Source organism: Methylobacterium sp. TK26 (assembly GCF_055361565.1).
The window spans coordinates 1250578-1269117 of record NZ_CM143965.1; the positions used below are offsets into that span (position 1 = coordinate 1250578).

At 69.4% G+C, this 18540-nt stretch carries 10 protein-coding genes; 5 read left to right on the forward strand and 5 right to left on the reverse strand.

The features are described 5' to 3' along the window. Nucleotides 1-88: 88 nt before the first annotated feature. The 3 genes from ACXJ1Y_RS06175 to glgB all read left to right on the forward strand — a co-directional run bounded on the left by ACXJ1Y_RS06175 (nucleotide 89) and on the right by glgB (nucleotide 9112). Nucleotides 89-3469, forward strand: coding sequence for a maltotransferase domain-containing protein (locus ACXJ1Y_RS06175; protein WP_463849234.1), 3381 nt, complete (start codon nucleotides 89-91; stop codon nucleotides 3467-3469). Between the two features lie 97 nt (nucleotides 3470-3566). Next, nucleotides 3567-6839, forward strand: a complete 3273-nt coding sequence (treS, locus tag ACXJ1Y_RS06180; protein WP_463849235.1) for a maltose alpha-D-glucosyltransferase — start codon at nucleotides 3567-3569, stop codon at nucleotides 6837-6839. Then, nucleotides 6836-9112 carry a 1,4-alpha-glucan branching protein GlgB gene (glgB, locus tag ACXJ1Y_RS06185; protein ID WP_463849236.1) on the forward strand — a complete coding sequence of 759 codons (2277 nt, stop codon included), beginning with the start codon at nucleotides 6836-6838 and terminating at the stop codon, nucleotides 9110-9112. Before treS ends, glgB begins: the two co-directional genes overlap by 4 nt. 40 nt (nucleotides 9113-9152) lie before the next feature. Here glgB and glgA read toward each other — a convergent pair whose 3' ends face one another. Further along, complete coding sequence (gene glgA / locus ACXJ1Y_RS06190; protein WP_463849237.1) at nucleotides 9153-10631, reverse strand: glycogen synthase GlgA; 1479 nt, start codon at nucleotides 10629-10631, stop codon at nucleotides 9153-9155. Between the two features lie 563 nt (nucleotides 10632-11194). On the opposite strand from glgA, the gene ACXJ1Y_RS06195 reads away from it, so the two are divergent. Together ACXJ1Y_RS06195 and ACXJ1Y_RS06200 are read left to right on the forward strand one after the other, a co-directional pair. Continuing rightward, nucleotides 11195-13657: a glycogen/starch/alpha-glucan phosphorylase gene (locus ACXJ1Y_RS06195; RefSeq protein ID WP_463849238.1), complete on the forward strand. Its 2463-nt coding sequence runs from the start codon at nucleotides 11195-11197 to the stop codon at nucleotides 13655-13657. Between the two features lie 76 nt (nucleotides 13658-13733). Then, nucleotides 13734-14078, forward strand: coding sequence for a hypothetical protein (locus ACXJ1Y_RS06200; protein ID WP_463849239.1), 345 nt, complete (start codon nucleotides 13734-13736; stop codon nucleotides 14076-14078). A gap of 6 nt (nucleotides 14079-14084) precedes the next feature. Here the strand turns inward: ACXJ1Y_RS06200 and rlmN are convergent, their stop codons facing one another. The 4 genes from rlmN to purL form a co-directional block, all read right to left on the reverse strand. Then, nucleotides 14085-15362, reverse strand: coding sequence for a dual-specificity RNA methyltransferase RlmN (gene rlmN, locus ACXJ1Y_RS06205; RefSeq protein WP_463849240.1), 1278 nt, complete (start codon nucleotides 15360-15362; stop codon nucleotides 14085-14087). A 179-nt stretch (nucleotides 15363-15541) separates the two neighbouring features. Then, complete coding sequence (gene grxD / locus ACXJ1Y_RS06210) at nucleotides 15542-15880, reverse strand: Grx4 family monothiol glutaredoxin (protein ID WP_463849241.1); 339 nt, start codon at nucleotides 15878-15880, stop codon at nucleotides 15542-15544. A 71-nt stretch (nucleotides 15881-15951) separates the two neighbouring features. Continuing rightward, nucleotides 15952-16188: a BolA/IbaG family iron-sulfur metabolism protein gene (locus tag ACXJ1Y_RS06215; RefSeq protein ID WP_238206256.1), complete on the reverse strand. Its 237-nt coding sequence runs from the start codon at nucleotides 16186-16188 to the stop codon at nucleotides 15952-15954. 15 nt (nucleotides 16189-16203) lie between these two features. Then, nucleotides 16204-18429, reverse strand: a complete 2226-nt coding sequence (purL, locus tag ACXJ1Y_RS06220; RefSeq protein ID WP_463849242.1) for a phosphoribosylformylglycinamidine synthase subunit PurL — start codon at nucleotides 18427-18429, stop codon at nucleotides 16204-16206. Nucleotides 18430-18540: the final 111 nt, after the last annotated feature.

The following is an 18540-nucleotide window of genomic DNA, read 5'->3' on the forward strand; positions in this document are numbered from 1 at the left end:
TCACAGGTCTCGGGCTAGGGCAGGGCACGCGTGAGGCCGGCACGGCAGGCCACCTCACGCGTTAGCGAGCAGCAGAAGAGGCATCCGCATGAACGCACCGACCAAGGCCGCAGCGCCCGCTCAGGCGACGGGAACCCCCGGCACGCTGCCGGCTTCCCTGGCGCCCCGGGCCGAGGGGCCGCGGATCTACAACCTGTTCCCGCTGCTCGTGGGACGGGTGTCGGACTGGGCGAATGAGTTGCCGCGCATCGCCGATCTCGGCTTCGACTGGATCTACCTGAACCCGTTCCACCAGACCGGCGGCTCGAAGAGCCTCTACGCGGTGGCCGACACGGACCATCTCGACGAGCGCCTGCGCGACCAGGACGGCACCCCCGACGACGAGCAGATCCGCCGGTTCTGCGCCGCCGCCCGCGCCGCCGGCATCTCGGTGATGACCGACCTCGTCATCAACCACACCGCCGACAACGCCCGCCTCGTGCAGGAGCGGCCCGACCTGTTCATGCGCGAGCCCGACGGCGCGATCATGCACCCGGCCGCCGTCGATCCCGACGACCCGTCGATCCGCACCGTCTGGGGCGACCTCGCCGAACTCGACTATCACAGCCCCGCCGCCCGGCAGGCGCTGACGGAAATCTTCACCGCCTACGTCGCGCGGATGCAGGATCTCGGCGTCGGCGGCTTCCGGTGTGATGCCGCCTACAAGGTCCCGCCGGAGGTGTGGCGCGTGCTGATCGCCGCCGCCAAGGAGAAGGACCCGGCCTGCCTGTTCGCCGCCGAGACCCTGGGCTGCACCTTCGAGGAGGCGCGGGCCACCGCCGGCGCGGGCTTCGACTACCTGTTCAATTCCTTCGCGTGGTGGGACCTCAAGAAGCCCTGGGCGCTGGAGCAGTACGAGCGCCTGCGGGTGCTCGCCCCCTCCATCGCCTTCCCCGAGAACCACGACATGCCCCGGCTCGCCGCCGGGATCGGCGGGGGCAAGGAGGCGGTCGCCGCGCAGTTGCGCACCCGCTACGCGCTCGCCGCCTTCTTCTCGGCCGGCGTGCTGATGCCGATCGGCTACGAATGGGGCTACCGCCGGGCGCTCCACGTGGTCGAGACCCACCCGGGCGACCGGGAGCACGACACCGGCATCGACATCTCGGATGCGATCCGCGCCATCAATGCCCTCAAGGCCGAGTTGCCCGCCGCCAATGTCGAGGGCGCGCAGATGCGCCTCTCGGCGCCGGATGCGGGCTTCGTCGCCCTCGTCCGCTACGACACCGGCCACCATGCCTCGGCGGGCCACGCGGTGCTGGTGCTCTACAACCCGACCGGCGCCCCGGTGCCGGTGGAAGCCGGGCCGCTCATCGCCCGCACGGGCGGGATGCTCGGCCCCTTCGTGGACCGCACGCCGGGCGCCGAGCCCATCGCCTTCCACGGCGGCAGCCATGTCGACCTCGCGCCGGGGGAACTGCGCATCCTCGCCGCGAGCCGCGCGGGCGTCGCCCGCCAGCCCTCGCGCGGTGAGCCCGAGGGCGAGGGCCGGGTTGTCATCGAGGCAGTCACGCCCGAACTCGACGGGGGCCGCTCGGCGGTGAAGCGCATCGTCGGCGAGGATGTGCGCGTCGAGGCCGACATCTTCTCCGACGGCCACGAGATCATCGCCGCCGCGATCCTGTCGCGGGTCGTCGGCACGACGGAATGGCGCGAGGACCCGATGGTCTTCGTGGACAACGACCGCTGGGCGGGCCGCTTCCCCCTGGAGCGCAACGCCCGCTACGAGTTCACCATCGACGCATGGCGCGATCCCTTCGCCTCGTGGATGCGCGACACGATCAAGAAGCGCGACGCGGGCGTCGATGTCCGCCTGGAGACCATCGAGGGCGTGACCCTCGTGGAGAGTGCCGCTTCCCTCGCGACCGGCCGTGACAGGGACCGCTTGGCGGCCCTGGTGGCGGCCCTCGGCGCCGAGCCAAGCGGGTCCGCCGCCCAGCTCGACAAGATCCTTCAGCCGGATTCCGTCGCCCTGGTGCGGCCCCATGCGGAGCGGGTGAACCGCTCGCGCTATCCGGTGGCGATCCCGGTCATCGCCGACCGCCTCGCGGCCCGGTTCTCGGCCTGGTACGAGATCTTCCCGCGCTCGCAGTCGATGGACGTCAACCGCCACGGCACGTTCGACGACGTGATCGCCCGGCTGCCGGAGATCCGCGAACTCGGCTTCGACGTGCTCTACTTCACGCCGATCCACCCGGTCGGGCGCACCAACCGCAAGGGCAAGAACAACACCCTGAAGGCGCTGCCCGGCGATGTCGGCTCGGTCTACGCGGTCGGCGCGGAGGAGGGCGGCCACGAGGCCGTGCACCCCGATCTCGGGACGCTCGCGGATTTCGAGCGTCTGGTGGCGGCGAGCCACGCCTACGGCATGGAGATCGCCCTCGATTTCGCGATCCAGTGCTCCCCCGACCATCCCTGGATCAAGAACCACCCGGAATGGTTCGAATGGCGCCCGGACGGGACGCTGAAATTCGCCGAGAACCCGCCGAAGAAGTACGAGGACATCTCGAACGTCCATTTCTACGGCGGGGCCCTGCCCTCCCTCTGGATCGAGTTGCGCGACATCCTGCTCGGCTGGTGCCAGCGCGGGGTGCGGATCTTCCGCGTCGATAACCCGCACACCAAGCCGATCCCGTTCTGGGAATGGGTGATCGGCGAGGTGAACGGCGCCTTCCCCGACGCGATCTTCCTCGCGGAGGCCTTCACCCGGCCGAAGATGATGAAGAAGCTCGCCAAGGCCGGCTACCAGCAGAGCTACACCTACTTCACGTGGCGCAACACCAAGGCCGAGCTGATCGAGTACGGCACGGAACTGGCCGGCGAGATGGGCGAGTATTACCGCCCGAATTTCTTCGCGAACACGCCGGACATCAACCCGTACTACCTCCAGACCAGCGGGCGCGCGGGCTTCGTGGTGCGGGCGACGCTCGCGGCCACCCTCTCCTCCGTCTACGGGATCTATAACGGCTTCGAGCTGTGCGAGGCCGCGCCCTATCCCGGCAAGGAGGAATACCTCAACTCGGAGAAGTACGAGTTGAAGGCCTGGGATTACGACCGGCCGGGCAACATCCGGGAGCACGTCGTCAAGCTCAACCAGATCCGGCGCGACAACCCTGCCTTGTGGGACTTCCGCAACGTCGTGTTCACGCCGGCCTGGAACGAGAACATCATCGCCTACGCCAAGACGACGCCGGAGGGCGACAACTGCGTGTTCGTGATGGTCAACCTCGATCCCAAGAACCGTCAGGAATGCAGCTACGAGGTGCCCCTCTGGCTCTTCGGCCTGCCCGACGACGGGGCGGTCGAGGTCGAGGACCTGCTGCAGGGCTACACCTTCTCCCTCCGGGGCAAGGGGCACCGTATCGCCCTCGATCCGGCGGAACGCTCCTGCGTGATCTGGCGTCTCACTCCACCACGCCGGGTTGCGGGCTGAGGCTGCCCGTGGCACCTGCGGCTCCTGACGACGGCCGCCCGGCCGCCGGCCAACTCCTGGCCGGCTCCTTCGACTTCATCGATGAGGCAGCGACGCGATGATCGATCGCAGCGATCCGCAATGGTACCGGGACGCCATCATCTACCAGATCCACGTCAAGTCGTTCTTCGACTCGAACAATGACGGGATCGGCGATTTCGAGGGGCTGACCCAGCGCCTCGACTACGTCCGAGACCTCGGCGTGACGGCGATCTGGCTGATGCCGTTCTACCCCTCGCCGCTCCGCGACGACGGCTACGACATCGCCGACTACGAGGGCATCAACCCGTCCTACGGGACGATGGAGCAGTTCCGTGCCTTCGTGGAGGCCGCCCACGAGCGCGGCCTGCGCGTGATCACCGAATTGGTCATCAACCACACCTCGGACCAGCATCCCTGGTTCCAGGCCGCCCGCGAGGCGCCGGCCGGTTCGCCGGAGCGCGAGTTCTACGTCTGGTCGGACACCGACGAGCCGTACAAGGACACGCGCATCATCTTCCTCGACACCGAGGCCTCGAACTGGACCTGGGATCCGGTCGCCAAGCAGTATTTCTGGCACCGCTTCTACAGCCACCAGCCCGACCTGAACTTCGACAACCCGAAGGTGCTGGAAGCCGTCATCGAGACGATGCGCTACTGGCTCGACATGGGCGTCGACGGCCTGCGCCTCGATGCGATCCCCTACCTGATCGAGCGCGACGGCACGAACTGCGAGAACCTCAAGGAGACCCACGACGTCATCAAGGCGATCCGTGCGGCGCTCGACGAGAGCTACCCCGACCGGATGCTGCTGGCCGAGGCCAACCAGTGGCCGGAGGAGACCGCGCAGTATTTCGGCGACGGCGACGAATGCCACATGGCGTTCCACTTCCCGCTGATGCCGCGCATGTACATGGCGATCGCCCGGGAGGACCGGCACCCGATCACCGACATCATGCGCCAGACCCCGGAGATCCCGGAGGGCTGCCAGTGGGCCATCTTCCTGCGCAACCACGACGAGCTGACCCTCGAAATGGTCACGGCGGAGGAGCGTGACTACCTCTGGTCGTTCTACGCCGCCGAGCGCCGCGCCCGGATCAACCTCGGCATCCGCCGCCGCCTCGCGCCGCTCCTGGAGAACGACCGGCGCAAGATCGAGTTGATGAAGTCCCTCGTCCTGTCGATGCCCGGCACGCCGGTGCTCTACTATGGCGACGAGATCGGCATGGGCGACAACATCTATCTCGGCGACCGCGACGGCGTGCGCACGCCGATGCAGTGGAGCCCGGACCGCAACGGCGGCTTCTCCCGCGCCAACCCGCAGAAGCTGTTCCTGCCCGCGATCCAGGACCCGATCTACGGCTTCGACGCGATCAACGTCGAGGCGCAGACCCAGGCGCAGACCAGCCTCCTGAACTGGACGCGGCGGATGATCGCCATCCGCAACAACAGCGTCGCCCTGGGGCGGGGCTCGATCCAGTTCCTCTACCCCTCGAACCGCAAGGTCCTGGCCTGGATCCGCGAGCACGAGGGCGAGCGCATCCTGTGCGTCGCCAACCTGTCGCGGGCGCCGCAGGCGGTGCAGCTCGACCTCTCCGAGTTCCGCACGGCGGTGCCGATCGAGCTGACCGGCGGCACCGAGTTCCCGGCCATCGGCGAGTTGCCCTACCTCCTCACCCTGCCGGCCTACGGCTTCTACTGGTTCTCCCTGTCGGCGGCCCAATCGGGCGTGGTCGGCCCGCAGCAGGAGCCGCCGGAACTGTTCACGATGGTCCTCACCGGGGGCATCGAGAGCCTGATGGCGGGGCGCGAGCGCGTCGCCTTCGAGCGCACCGTGGTGCCGCCCTTCCTGATGAGCCGCCGCTGGTTCGGGGCCAAGGGCTCGCGGATCAAGGGCGTGAAGGTGGTCGATTGCGCGGCCTTCGGCCCCCGCGAGGGCGGTGAGCCGCGCTACCTGCTGCCGCGCCTGGCCGTCTCGCTCTCCAACGGCGAGACCCACGAGTACTTCGTGCCGGTGGGCGTCGATGAGGGCCGCGAGGACGTGGACCTGATGGAATTCGCCGTGGCGCGGGTGCGGCGCGGGCCGCGCACCGGCCTGCTCTTCGGGGCGGCGGGCTCCAACGACTTCGCCGCCTGCCTCATCGAGGACATGCGCCAGCACCGGGAGATCCCGACCGAGCGCGGCCGGCTCGTCTTCGCCACCACCTCGGCCTTCGATCCGGGCGTGAGCGTGGACGTCGCCGACATCCGCCGCCTCAGGGCCGAGCAGAGCAACACCTCGATCGCGGTGGGCTCGAAGCTGATGCTCAAGCTCCTGCGCCGGCTCCAGCCGGGCACGCATCCCGAGATCGAGGTCGGGCGCTTCCTCACCGAGGTGGCGGGCTTCCCCCACACGCCGGCGCTTCTCGGTACCCTGGAACACGTCGCCGAGGACGGCACCCGCACCGCGCTCGCCGTGCTGCAGAAGTTCGTCCTCAACCAGGGCGACGCATGGACCCTGATGCTGGAGGGCCTGCGGCGGGACTTCGAGACCGTGGTGCTCGCCCCCGAGAGCGAGGCCCTGAGCCCGCAGGAGGCGTTCCGCGATCACATGCGCTGGGCCGACCTGCTGGGCCAGCGCACGGCGCAGATGCACGCCGCCTTCGCCATGGAGACGGACGACCCGGCCTTCGCGGCGGAAGCCTTCGAGGAGGACGACCTCGCGATCCTCGCCAGGGACGCCCGCCACCAGGCCGAGCGCGCCTTCCGGGGCCTGAAGGGCCTCGCGGAGCGCGGCCTCGATGCCGGCAAGGACGCCTGCGCCGACCTCCTCGGCCGCCGGGCCGAGGTCGAGGCGCTGATCGAGCGCCTGACCCAGGGCCCGCTGCGGGGGGCGCACAAGATCCGCATCCACGGCGATTATCACCTCGGGCAGGTGCTGGTCGCCGAGAACGACCTCATCATCGTCGACTTCGAGGGCGAGCCCTCGCGGCCGGCGGACGAGCGGCGGGCCAAGTCGATGCCGCTGCGCGACGTCGCCGGGATGATGCGCTCCTTCGCCTACGGCGCCGAGACCGTGATCCGCGAGATCGCGAGCCGCTTCGCGGATTCGCAGGACCGCGCCCGCGCGGCGGCCACGGCGTGGCGTGGCATGATCGATGCGGCGTTCCTCGACGGCTACCAGGGGGCCGTGGACGGCACCCGGGCCGCCGTGACCGACGAGCCGACCCGTGACCGTCTCCTGCGGCTCTGCCTCCTCACGAAGGCGCTGTACGAGGTCGATTACGAGGCCAACAACCGCCCCGACTGGATCGAAATTCCCGCACGTGGGGTTCTGTCCATTTTGGATGAGGACGGAGAGCGTACCGAATGACGGTGACCGACGAGACCTTCGCGCTACGGGCCGGAGAGGGAGCTTCCGGCTCGCCCGCTGGCTCCGAGCGTGCCGCGTCCCCGACGATCCCGACCGTCCACGCGGATGCGATCGCTGCGATCATGGGCGCCAGCCACGGCGATCCCTTCTCCGTGCTCGGGCCGCATAAGGTCGGCCCGAACCACTGGGAGGTGCGCGCCGTGTTGCCGGAGGCCCGCGCCGCGAGCCTGATCCTCGGCGAGCGCACCGTGCCCTTCGAGAAGCGGCACGCGGACGGCTTCTTCGTCGCCCGCGTCGAGGGCGACGGGCGGCCCCTCTACGAGATCGAGATCGAGGCCTGGGACGGCGCCACCCGCCGCCGCTTCGACCCCTACGGTTTCGGCTCCTCCATCGAGCAATACGACGTCGCCGGCCTGCGCGAGGTCGGCACCAACCTCGTCTACCGCATCCTCGGCGCCCAGGCCGGGCGCCTCGACGGGATCGACGGGTTCCGCTTCGCCGTCTGGGCGCCGAACGCCAAGAAGGTCAGCGTCGTCGGCGACTTCAACGAGTGGGACGGCCGGCGCCACCCGATGCGGCTGTGGCAGGACGGCGGGGTGTGGGAACTCTTCGTTCCCGGCCTCCAGCCCGGCGGGCGCTACAAGTTCGAGATCCGGGGGCCGGACGGCGCCCTGATACCGCTCAAGGCCGACCCGGTGGCCTTCGCCGCCGAGCATCCCCCGGCCACGGGCTCGATCCTGCACGGCCTCGGGGCCTTCGACTGGCACGACGACGGCTGGATGGACAGCCGCGGCGCCAAGGATCCGCGCCACGCCGCGATCTCGATCTACGAGGTCCATCTCGGCTCGTGGATGCGGGTGCCGGAGGAGGGCAACCGCTACCTCACCTACAAGGAACTGGGCGAGCGCCTCATCCCCTACGTCAAGGAGATGGGCTTCACCCATATCGAGATGCTGCCGATCACCGAGTTCCCCTTCGACGGGTCCTGGGGCTACCAACCGGTGTCGCTGTTCGCGCCGACGAGCCGCTTCGGCACGCCGGATGAGTTCTCGGCCTTCGTGGAAGCCGCCCACGAGGCCGGCATCGGCGTGATGCTCGATTGGGTGCCCGGCCACTTCCCCCTCGACGCCCACGGCCTCGGCCAGTTCGACGGCACGCATCTCTACGAGCATGCCGACCCGCGCCAGGGCTTCCACCAGGATTGGGGCACCTACATCTACAATTTCGGTCGCACCGAGGTCGCGACCTTCCTCACCGCCAACGCACGGTTCTGGCTGGAGCATTACCACCTCGACGGCCTGCGCGTGGATGCCGTCGCCTCGATGCTCTACCTCGACTACTCGCGCCGCCAGGGCGAGTGGATCCCGAACCGCTACGGCGGCAACGAGAACCTCGAGGCCATCGACTTCCTGCGCAAGACCAACGAAGCCACCTACAGCCACGCCCCCGGCACGATCACGGTGGCCGAGGAATCGACCTCCTGGCCGGGCGTCTCGCACCCGACCTACACGGGCGGCCTCGGCTTCGGCTTCAAGTGGAACATGGGCTGGATGCACGACACCCTGCATTACATGCAGGAAGACCCGATCCATCGCCGCTACCACCACCACAACCTGACGTTCGGGCTGCTCTACGCCTTCTCCGAGAACTTCATCCTGCCCCTGTCCCACGACGAGGTGGTGCACGGGAAGGGATCGCTCCTGTCCCGGATGCCGGGCGACCGCTGGCAGAAGTTCGCGAACCTGCGGGCCTATTTCGGCTTCATGTGGGGGCACCCCGGCAAGAAGCTGCTCTTCATGGGCGGCGAGTTCGGCCAGGAGCGGGAGTGGAACCACGATGCCAGCCTGGACTGGCACCTGCTCGACGATCCCCTGCACAAGGGCGTGCAGGATGTGGTGCGCGACCTGAACCATCTCTACGCCGCGACGCCGGCCCTTCACAGCCGCGACTCGGAGCAGGCCGGCTTCCAGTGGCTCGTGGCCGACGACCAGGACAACAGCGTCATCGCCTGGGCGCGGAAGGGCGCGGGGGGCGAGATCGCCATCGTGGTCTCGAACTTCACGCCGATCCCGCGCGAGGGCTACCGCGTCGGCGTGCCGGCGGGGGGCCATTACCGCGAGGCGTTCAACTCGGACGCCGCGCAGTATGGCGGCGCGAACCTGGGCAACGGCGGCGGCCGCACGGCGGAGGCGCAACAGAGCCACGGCCAGCAGCACTCGCTCAGCCTGACGATCCCGCCGCTCGCGACGGTGATCCTCGTGAGAGAGGGGTGAGGGGGTTCCCTCTCCCCGTTCGCGGGGAGAGGGCGGCGCCTTAGACCGTGCTCCACCGCAGGGCGACGCTGTTGCCGATCGCCCTGGCGTAGAGGTCCGCGTAGTTGTCGGCCGCGCGGTCCCAGCCGAAGCGGGTCGCCATGGCCCTGCGGCGCATGGTGTTGAGGCGCTTCTTCTGGCCGAAGGTGTCGAGCGCCCGGCGCACCGCACCCGTCAGCCCGCTGGGGGACGGGTCCGAGAAGGAGAAGCCCGTGGCGCCGTCCTCGACCGTGTCGGCGAGGCCGCCGGTCTGCCGCACGATCGGCAGGGAGCCGTAGCGCTGGGCGTACATCTGCGCGAGGCCGCAGGGTTCGAAGCGCGAGGGCATCAGCAGGAAGTCGCTGCCGGCGAAGATCCGGCGGGCCTGCCCCTCGTCGAAGCCGACATGCACGCCGACCTGCTCGGGATGCCGTTTGGCGAGGCCGCGGAGCGCCCCCTCGAACCGGCCCTCGCCCTGGCCGATCACCACGAGCTGGCCGCCCTCGGCGACGATGGTCTGGGCCGCCTCCAGGCTGAGGTCGATACCCTTCTGGTGCACCAGCCGCGAGACGATGGCGAAGAGCGGCCCGCGCGAGACCGCCATGCCGAAATCCTTGCGCACCGAGTCGGCGTTGGCGCGCTTGCCCTTCCAGTCGTCCGCCTCGAAGGGCAGGACGAGGTGCGGGTCGGTGCGCGGATCCCAGGATTCGTCGATGCCGTTCAGGATGCCCGCGAGGCGCCCCTGGCCGGCGCGCACCCGCAGCAGCCCGTCGAGGCCGCAGCCCATCTCCGGCGTCTGGATCTCGCGGGCATAGGTCTCGCTCACCGTCGTGACCTGCGAGGCGTAATAGAGCCCCGCCTTCAGGAAGGAGAGCTGCCCGTAGAACTCGCAGCCATCGACCTGGAAGGCCGAGTCCGGCACGCCGATCCGGTGCATCCCGTCGCGGGGGAAGAGACCCTGGTAGGCGAGGTTGTGCACGGTCAGCACGCTCGGCAGCCGCACGCCGCGCCATGCGAGATAGGCCGGGGCCAGGGCGGCCTGCCAATCGTGCAGGTGCAGGAGGTCCGCTGCCCAGCCGGCATCGACGCCCAGCGCGAGGTCCGCCGCCGCGAGGCTGAGGCGGGCGAAGCGCACGTCGTTGTCCGCGAAGTCACCCGCGGCGTCGCCGTAGGGCGTGCCCGGACGCTCGTAGAGTTCCGGCGCGATCAGCACGTAGACGCGCAGGCCGTCGGCCGTCTCGGCGAGGCCGAGGTCGCAGGAGGGAATGCCCGCGAGTCCTTCCAGGCGGGCCACCACCGGCATGTCCGGGAAGGCCGCGCGCACCTGCGGGTAGCCGGGGATCAGGACGCGGACGTCGTAATGCGCCCGCAGCGCCCGGGGCAGGGCGGCCGAGACCTCGCCGAGGCCGCCGGTCTTCACGAAATCGGCCATTTCCGGGGTGGCGTAGAGGATGCGCCGGCCCATCGGGATCGCAGAGGGCAGGGGCGTGTACGTGCACATGTCGGACGTCCGCGCGGTCAGTCCGGAGCGGTGCACGTGAAGCATGGGCGGTCTTCCAGCCCGGGAGAGATGCCCCGGATGCGCAAAGACCGGGTCAAACGAAACTGCCGCGATCTCAACCACGCCTAACGCTCCCTGTGCGCGACGGTTCCGCTGCGACGCACAAACGAGGCCACTTTTTCCGTTAAGGCTCGGTTATTGGTGGTTGCAGTGCGTCAATAAAAATCACGCCTGCGCTGTGAAAAGCAGTTGGGCCGGGCTTGCTAGTCTTTTGTGCAGAGCCGTCCAGGGGTCTGCCCTTGATCGTCAAGTCACTGTGCCTATAAAGACACAGCATCGAGGCACTGAGGCCGGAAATAGCGGCGTCACAAGGTGTTGCCTCGACTTTGCCCGAGACCGTCCACAGGATCGGTGCGATCGGGCCCGGATGCCGGCCCGTTCATGCGGCGGCAATCTGGAACAGAACATAATCCGCCGACGTTATTGGGGGTTCGACTGTGCTCACCGAAGTTCAGACGCGTGCCGCTTCGCCCAGTGCCCCGTCCGAGACCGGACGCGACTCCATGAAGGCGGCCGTCATCCCGGCGAAGGTGCGTCCGGTCCTCGCCGGAACCGGCGATCCCGTGGTCGACCTGCGGGAGGCGATCCGGGCCAAGCTCGGCATCGTCCTCGGCACGACGCCGGAGAATGCCCGCCCGCGCGACTGGTTCGTGGCGACGGCGCTCGCCCTGCGCGACCGGATCGCGGAGGCCGGCCTGCCGAACGCGGGCAAGATCCCGCACAAGCGCGTCTATTATCTCTCCCTCGAATTCCTCATCGGCCGTCTGATGTCGGACGCGCTGAACAATCTCGGCCTCACCGAGACCGTGCGCGAGGCCCTGGCCGAACTCGGCATCGACCTCGACGCCGTGCAGGACGCCGAGCCCGACGCGGCGCTCGGCAATGGCGGCCTCGGGCGTCTGGCCGCCTGCTTCATGGAGAGCATGGCGAGCCTGTCTATCCCCGCCATCGGCTACGGCATCCGCTACGATCACGGCCTGTTCCGCCAGTCCTTCAAGGACGGCTGGCAGCAGGAGGCGCCGGAGACGTGGCTCGCCGAGGGCAACCCCTGGGAGTTCGCCCGCCGCGACGCGACCTACCGGATCGGCTTCGGCGGCGGCGTGACTATGTCGCTCTCGGGCGAGGGGATCGAGCGGCGCTGGCAGCCGGCCGAGACCGTCCTCGCCGTGGCGCACGACGTGCCGGTGGTGGGCTGGCGCGGCCGGCAGGTGAACAGCCTGCGCCTGTGGAAGGCCGAATCCGAGGCGCCCCTCGACCTCGCCCGGTTCAACGGCGGCGACCATGTGGGCGCCCTCTCCCAGCGGATGCGCGCCGAGGCGATCTCCCGCGTCCTCTATCCGAGCGACGCCTCCGCCGAGGGGCAGGAACTGCGCCTGCGCCAGGAATACTTCTTCACCTCGGCCTCGCTGCAGGACCTCGTGGCCCGGCACAAGGCCGAGCGCGGCGACCTGCGCTCGCTGCCGGACCATGCCGCGATCCAACTCAACGACACCCACCCGGCCATCGCCGTGCCGGAACTGATGCGCCTCCTCACCGACGACCACGGCCTCTCCTGGGAGGATGCGTGGCACGTCACCACCAACACCCTGCACTACACGAACCACACCCTCCTGCCGGAGGCGCTGGAGACGTGGCCGGTGGAGCTGATGGAGCGGCTGCTGCCGCGCCACATGCAGATCATCTACCTGATCAACTGGATGCACCTCGAGGAGCAGGGCCAGTCGGGCAAGGGCGATGCCGCCCACCTCGCTTCGGTCTCGCTGATCGACGAGGCGAATGGCCGGCGGGTGCGGATGGGCCACCTCGCCTTCCACGGCGCGCGCCGGGTGAACGGCGTCTCGGCGCTCCACACCGACCTGATGCGCTCCACCGTCTTCTCCGACCTGCACGCGCTCGATTCGGACAAGATCGTCAACAAGACCAACGGCATCACCTTCCGCCGCTGGCTGCACACGGCCAATCCCGGCCTCACGAAGCTCGCCGTCGAGGCGGTGGGTGAGGGCGTGCTCGACAATCCCGAACTGCTCACCGGCCTCGACCGGTTCGCGCAGGATGCGGGCTTCGTCGCGCGCTACCGAGCCGTGCGCCGCGAGCGCAAGGAGGCGCTGGCGTCGATCGTCGCCGACCGCACCGGGATCGACATCGACCCCGACGCGCTCTTCGACGTGCAAGTGAAGCGCATCCACGAGTACAAGCGCCAGCTGCTGAACGTGCTGGAGACGGTGGCGCTGTATCAGGCGATCAAGGCCGAGCCGAACCGGAACTGGACGCCGCGCGTCAAGATCTTCGCCGGCAAGGCGGCGCCGAGCTACGTCCAGGCGAAGCTGATCATCAAGCTCGCCGCCGACGTCGCCCGCGCGGTGAACGACGATCCCGACGTGGCGGGCCGCCTCAAGGTGGTGTTCCTGCCGAACTACTCGGTGAGCCTCGCGGAGGCGATCATCCCGGCCGCCGACCTGTCGGAGCAGATCTCGACGGCGGGCCTCGAAGCCTCGGGCACCGGCAACATGAAGTTCGCCCTGAACGGCGCGCTGACGGTCGGCACGCTGGACGGCGCCAACATCGAGATCAAGGATCACGTCGGCGCGGAGAACATCTTCATCTTCGGCCTCGACGCGGCCGGGGTGACCGCCCGCAAGGCGGTGCCGGGCTATGCGAGGGCGGCGATCTCGGCCTCCCCGCGCCTCGCGGCGGCGTTGGACATGATCGCCTCCGGCCGGTTCTCGCCGGAGGAGCCGGGCCGCTTCCGCCCGCTCACCGACGACCTGCGCAACCGCGACCCCTACCTGCTGACCGCCGACTTCGACGATTACTGGCGGACCCAGCGCGCCATCGACGCCGCCTGGGGCGATTCGGCGACGTGGTGGGCCAAGGCGATCCACAACACCGCCCGGATGGCGTGGTTCTCCTCCGACCGGTCGATGCGCGAATACGCGCGGGAGATCTGGCGCGTCCGCCTGGACTGAGGGCGATCCCCAAGGGCGATCCCTTGGGTGGGGTGCCGGGGCGACGCCCCGGCATCGTCGGCGTGGAAGGACAGTGATGCGTACCGTGTTCCGGCTGGCCTTCTGGGGCATGCTCGGCCTTCTGGCCTTCGTCACCCTCTCGCCCATCGGGCTGCGGCCGGAGGTCGGCCCGGCCACCGTCGAGCGCGCCCTGGCCTACGCGGCCTTCGGCACGCTGGCGGCTTTGGCCTATCCGCGCCAGCGCCTCGCGATCCTCGTGTTCGTCGTCGTCGCGGCGGGCCTGCTCGAGGCCGGGCAGAACCTGTCGGCAACCCGCCACGGCCGGATCGGCGACTTCCTGGTGAAGGCCGCGAGCGGCGTCGCCGGCTGGCTCGCGGCGAGGGCAATCACCGCGCTCGCCCCGCGCCCGAAGGCCGGCTGACGGGGCCTAGTCCTCGTCGGAGCCGAGATAGAGGCCCTCGGCGATGCCGTCCTCCATCATCATCCGGGCGCGGGCGCGCAGCTTCTCGGTCTCGCTCTTGAGCTGGCCGCAGGCGGCCAGGATGTCTCGCCCGCGCGGCGTGCGTACCGGCGAGGCGTAGCCGGCGTTGAACACGATCTCTGAGAAGCGCTCGATCTGCTCCCAGTCGGAGCATTCGTAGCGGCTGCCGGGCCAGGGGTTGAACGGGATCAGGTTGATCTTGGCCGGGATGCCCTTGAGCAGCCGCACCAGTTCCCGCGCATCCGCATCGGAATCGTTGACGCCCTTCAGCATCACGTACTCGAAGGTGATGCGCCGGGCGTTGTTCAGGCCCGGATAGGCGCGGCAGGCGGCGAGCAGGTCGCGGATCGGATACTTGCGGTTCAGCGGCACCAGCTCGTCGCGCAGGTCGTCGCGCACGGCGTGGAGGGAGATCGCGAGCATCGCGTTCGCCTCGGCCCCTAGGCGGGGGATCTGCGGCACCACGCCGGAGGTCGAGACGGTGATGCGCCGCCGGGACAGGCCGAGGCCCTCCTGGTCCGACATCACGCCGACCGCATCGACCACCGCGTCGAAATTGTAGAGGGGCTCGCCCATGCCCATGAAGACGATGTTCGTGACGAGCCGCCCGACCTCGCCGGCGCCCCCGGCGTCGCGGCTCGGCATCTGGCCGGTCCAGTCGCCGAGTTCGTCGCGGGCGACGACGAGCTGCTGCACGATCTCGGCCGAGGAGAGGTTGCGCACGAGGCGCTGGGTGCCGGTGTGGCAGAACGAGCAGGTGAGGGTGCAGCCGACCTGGCTCGACACGCAGAGGGTGCCGCGATCCGGGCCGGGGATGTAGACGCACTCGATCTCCGCGCCGCGATTGTGCTCCTGCGCGTTGGTCGGCGCCATGCGGATGAGCCACTTGCGGGTCCCGTCGCGGGAGACCTGCCGCGTGACGACCTCGGGCCGCTCCAGGGTGAAGTGCTGGGCGAGTTCGGCCTTCAGGCCCTTGCCGACATTCGTCATCTCGGCGAAGTCCTGCGCCCCGCGCAGGTTGACCCAGTGCCAGATCTGGCCGGACCGCATCCGGCTCTCGCGCTCGGGCACGCCGGCCTCGATGAGGCGGGCCTTCAAGGCGTCGCGGGTGAGGCCGACGAGGGAGAGCTTCCGGCCGGGCAAGGCCTCGGGCCGGAACTCGGGGGTCTTCTCGATCGCGGAGAAAGCGGCCGCGCGGGCGCTGTCGAGCGACGGCGTCGCCATGGTGATGCATATCCCTTCGTGTGAAGGGAGTTCATATAGTCGATCTCGCGGGCGGATGCGACCTTGGGGGCCGCATGCCAGCTTTCTCCCGAGCAGCTCCTCATCCTTCGAGGCGGCTGACGCCGCACCTCAGGATGAGGAGGAGAGTGGGATCTCCCCCAGAGGAGGGCGGCCCCGGCTCACGCGGCGGCGGTCTTCACCGGGATGCCCTTCTCGGACAGGAAGGTCTGCAGCTCGCCGGACTGGAACATCTCGCGGGTGATGTCGCAGCCGCCGACGAACTCGCCCTTCACGTAGATCTGCGGGATGGTCGGCCAGTTGGAGAAGGCCTTGATGCCCTCGCGGATGCTCTGGTCGGCCAGGACGTTCACGCCCTTGAACGGCACGCCGAGGTAATTGAGGATCTGCACCACCTGCCCCGAGAAGCCGCATTGCGGCATCTGCGGCGTGCCCTTCATGAACACCACCACGTCCTGGGAGGCGATCTCGTTCTGGATGGTCGAATTGGCGTCGGTCATGGGGTCTTCCGTCCTCGTTCCTGATCCGTGATCTAGTGACGGTCGGGCGTGGATTCCAACGGGGGTCGGTCTCAATCCTGCGGGACGCCCGTCGTCAGCGCAAGGGCGTGGAGCACCCCGCCCATCCGGCCCTGCAGGGCGCCGTAGACCATCTGGTGCTGGGCGACCCGGGTCTTGCCCTTGAAGGCGTGGCTCAGCACCGTGGCGGCGTAGTGGTCGCCGTCCCCGGCGAGATCGCGGATCTCCACCTTCGCGTCGGGCAAGGCCTCGACGATCATGCGTTCGATCTCGCGGGCATCCATCGGCATGGGGTTTCTCCGGATTCAGGCGGCGGGGGCGGCCGGCTGGCTCGCCATGTAGGCCGGCAGCCAGCCCTCGTGGGCCTCGCGCAGGTCGGCGATGGCGAGGGTCTCGCCGCCCGGCAGGGTCAGGCGGTCGGACCCGGTGATGCCGATGACGGCCGCGTCGATGCCCTGCGCCGAGGCGCTGTAGAGCAAATCGGTCGCCGCCTCGGGCGGGATGGCGATGAGGTAGCGGGCCTGATCCTCGCCGAACAGGTAGGCGTGGGCGGGCAGGTCCACCGGCACCTCGGGGAGCGCCGCGCCGATGCCGCCGGCCATGGCCATCTCGGCGAGCGCCACCGCGAGGCCGCCATCCGACAGGTCGTGGACCGTGTCCGCGACGCCGGAGGTGATGAGGTTGCGCACGAAGTCGCCGTTGCGGCGCTCCAGGCCGAGATCGACCGGCGGCGGCGCGCCCTCCTCACGGCCCTCGACCACGGCGAGGTAGGCGGACTGGCCGAGCCAGCCCTCGCCCGCGCCGATCAGCACCAGGGCATCGCCCTCGCGCTTCAGGGCGATGGTGGCGTGGCGGGCCACGTCGTCCATCACGCCGACGCCGCCGATGGTCGGGGTGGGCAGGATGCCGACGCCGTTGGTCTCGTTGTAGAGGGAGACGTTGCCGGACACGACGGGGAAGTCGAGGGCGCGGCAGGCCTCGCCGATGCCCTTCAGGCAGCCGACGAGCTGGCCCATCACCTCGGGCTTCTCCGGGTTGCCGAAGTTCAGGTTGTCGGTGATGGCGAGCGGCTTGCCGCCCACCGCCGTGATGTTGCGCCACGCCTCGGCCACCGCCTGCTTGCCGCCCTCGACGGGATCGGCCTCGCAATAGCGCGGCGTCACGTCGCAGGTGATCGCGAGGCCCTTCGGCCCGTCCTCGACCCGCACGATCGCCGCGTCGCCGCCGGGCTTCTGCACGGTGTTGCCGAGGATGAAGTGGTCGTACTGCTCGTAGACCCAGCGCTTCGAGGCGAGGTCCGGCGAGGCGACGAGGCGCTTCAGGGCGTCGGCCAGGGAGGCGGGGACGGCGACATCGGCCGGATGGATGACGTCCTGGTGGGTGTTGGCGAGGTGCGGCCGGTCGTAGAGCGGCGCCTCGTCGCCGAGTTCCTTGATCGGCAGGTCGGCGACCGTCTCGCCGTGCCACTTGATGACGAAGCGCAGGGTGTCGGTGGTCTTGCCGATCACCGCGAAGTCGAGCCCCCACTTCACGAAGATCGCCTCGGCCTCAGCCTCCATGCCGGGCTTCAGCACCATGAGCATCCGCTCCTGGCTCTCCGAGAGCATCATCTCGTAGGGGGTCATGCCCTCCTCGCGGGCGGGCACCTTCTCGATGTCGAGTTCGACGCCGAGGTCGCCCTTGGCGCCCATCTCCACCGCCGAGCAGGTCAGCCCCGCCGCGCCCATGTCCTGGATGGCGATGACCGCCCCCGAGGCCATCAGTTCGAGACAGGCTTCGAGGAGCAGCTTCTCGGCGAAGGGGTCGCCGACCTGCACGGTCGGGCGCTTGGCCTCCGTGCCCTCGTCGAACTCGGCGGACGCCATGGTGGCGCCGTGGATGCCGTCGCGGCCGGTCTTGGAGCCGAGATAGACGATCGGGTTCCCGACGCCGGCCGCGGCGGCGTAGAAGATGCCGTCCTGCTTGGCGAGGCCCACCGCCATGGCGTTGACGAGGATGTTGCCGTCGTAGCGCCTGTGGAAGCCGACCTGCCCGCCGACGGTGGGCACGCCGAAGGAATTGCCGTAGCCGCCGACGCCCGCCACCACGCCGGAGACGAGGCCCCGGGTGCGGGGATGCTCGGGATCGCCGAATCGCAGCGCGTTCAGGGCGGCGATGGGGCGCGCGCCCATGGTGAACACGTCGCGCAGGATGCCGCCGACGCCGGTCGCCGCGCCCTGGTAGGGCTCGATGAAGCTTGGGTGGTTGTGGCTCTCCATCTTGAAGACGCAGGCCAGCCCGTCGCCGATGTCGATGACGCCCGCGTTCTCGCCGGGGCCCTGGATCACCCACGGCGCCGAGGTCGGCAGGCCGCGCAGGTGCTTGCGCGAGGACTTGTACGAGCAATGCTCGTTCCACATCGCCGAGACGATGCCGAGCTCGGTCAGCGTCGGGTCGCGGCCGATGAGCGCCCGGAAGCGGTCGTACTCGTCCGGTTTGAGGCCGTGCTGGGCCACAAGCTCGGGCGTGATCGGGACATCGTTGCGGAACATGCGGCGGTCTCGACGAACAGGCCTACGACGGCGGACCCGGACAAGGTGCTGGAGTGGGCCGCGACGGATTAGTGCCTTCCTGACCTGCGATGCAACATCTGGGGTGAGTAT

Coding starts and splice junctions, on each gene's coding strand:
- glgA (WP_463849237.1), bottom strand. CDS start 10,631: ATGTGCACGTACACGCCCCTGCCCTCTGCGATCCCGATGGGCCGGCGC.
- glgB (WP_463849236.1), top strand. CDS start 6,836: ATGACGGTGACCGACGAGACCTTCGCGCTACGGGCCGGAGAGGGAGCT.
- ACXJ1Y_RS06195 (WP_463849238.1), top strand. CDS start 11,195: ATGAAGGCGGCCGTCATCCCGGCGAAGGTGCGTCCGGTCCTCGCCGGA.
- purL (WP_463849242.1), bottom strand. CDS start 18,429: ATGTTCCGCAACGATGTCCCGATCACGCCCGAGCTTGTGGCCCAGCAC.
- rlmN (WP_463849240.1), bottom strand. CDS start 15,362: ATGGCGACGCCGTCGCTCGACAGCGCCCGCGCGGCCGCTTTCTCCGCG.
- ACXJ1Y_RS06200 (WP_463849239.1), top strand. CDS start 13,734: ATGCGTACCGTGTTCCGGCTGGCCTTCTGGGGCATGCTCGGCCTTCTG.
- ACXJ1Y_RS06215 (WP_238206256.1), bottom strand. CDS start 16,188: ATGCCGATGGATGCCCGCGAGATCGAACGCATGATCGTCGAGGCCTTG.
- treS (WP_463849235.1), top strand. CDS start 3,567: ATGATCGATCGCAGCGATCCGCAATGGTACCGGGACGCCATCATCTAC.
- ACXJ1Y_RS06175 (WP_463849234.1), top strand. CDS start 89: ATGAACGCACCGACCAAGGCCGCAGCGCCCGCTCAGGCGACGGGAACC.
- grxD (WP_463849241.1), bottom strand. CDS start 15,880: ATGACCGACGCCAATTCGACCATCCAGAACGAGATCGCCTCCCAGGAC.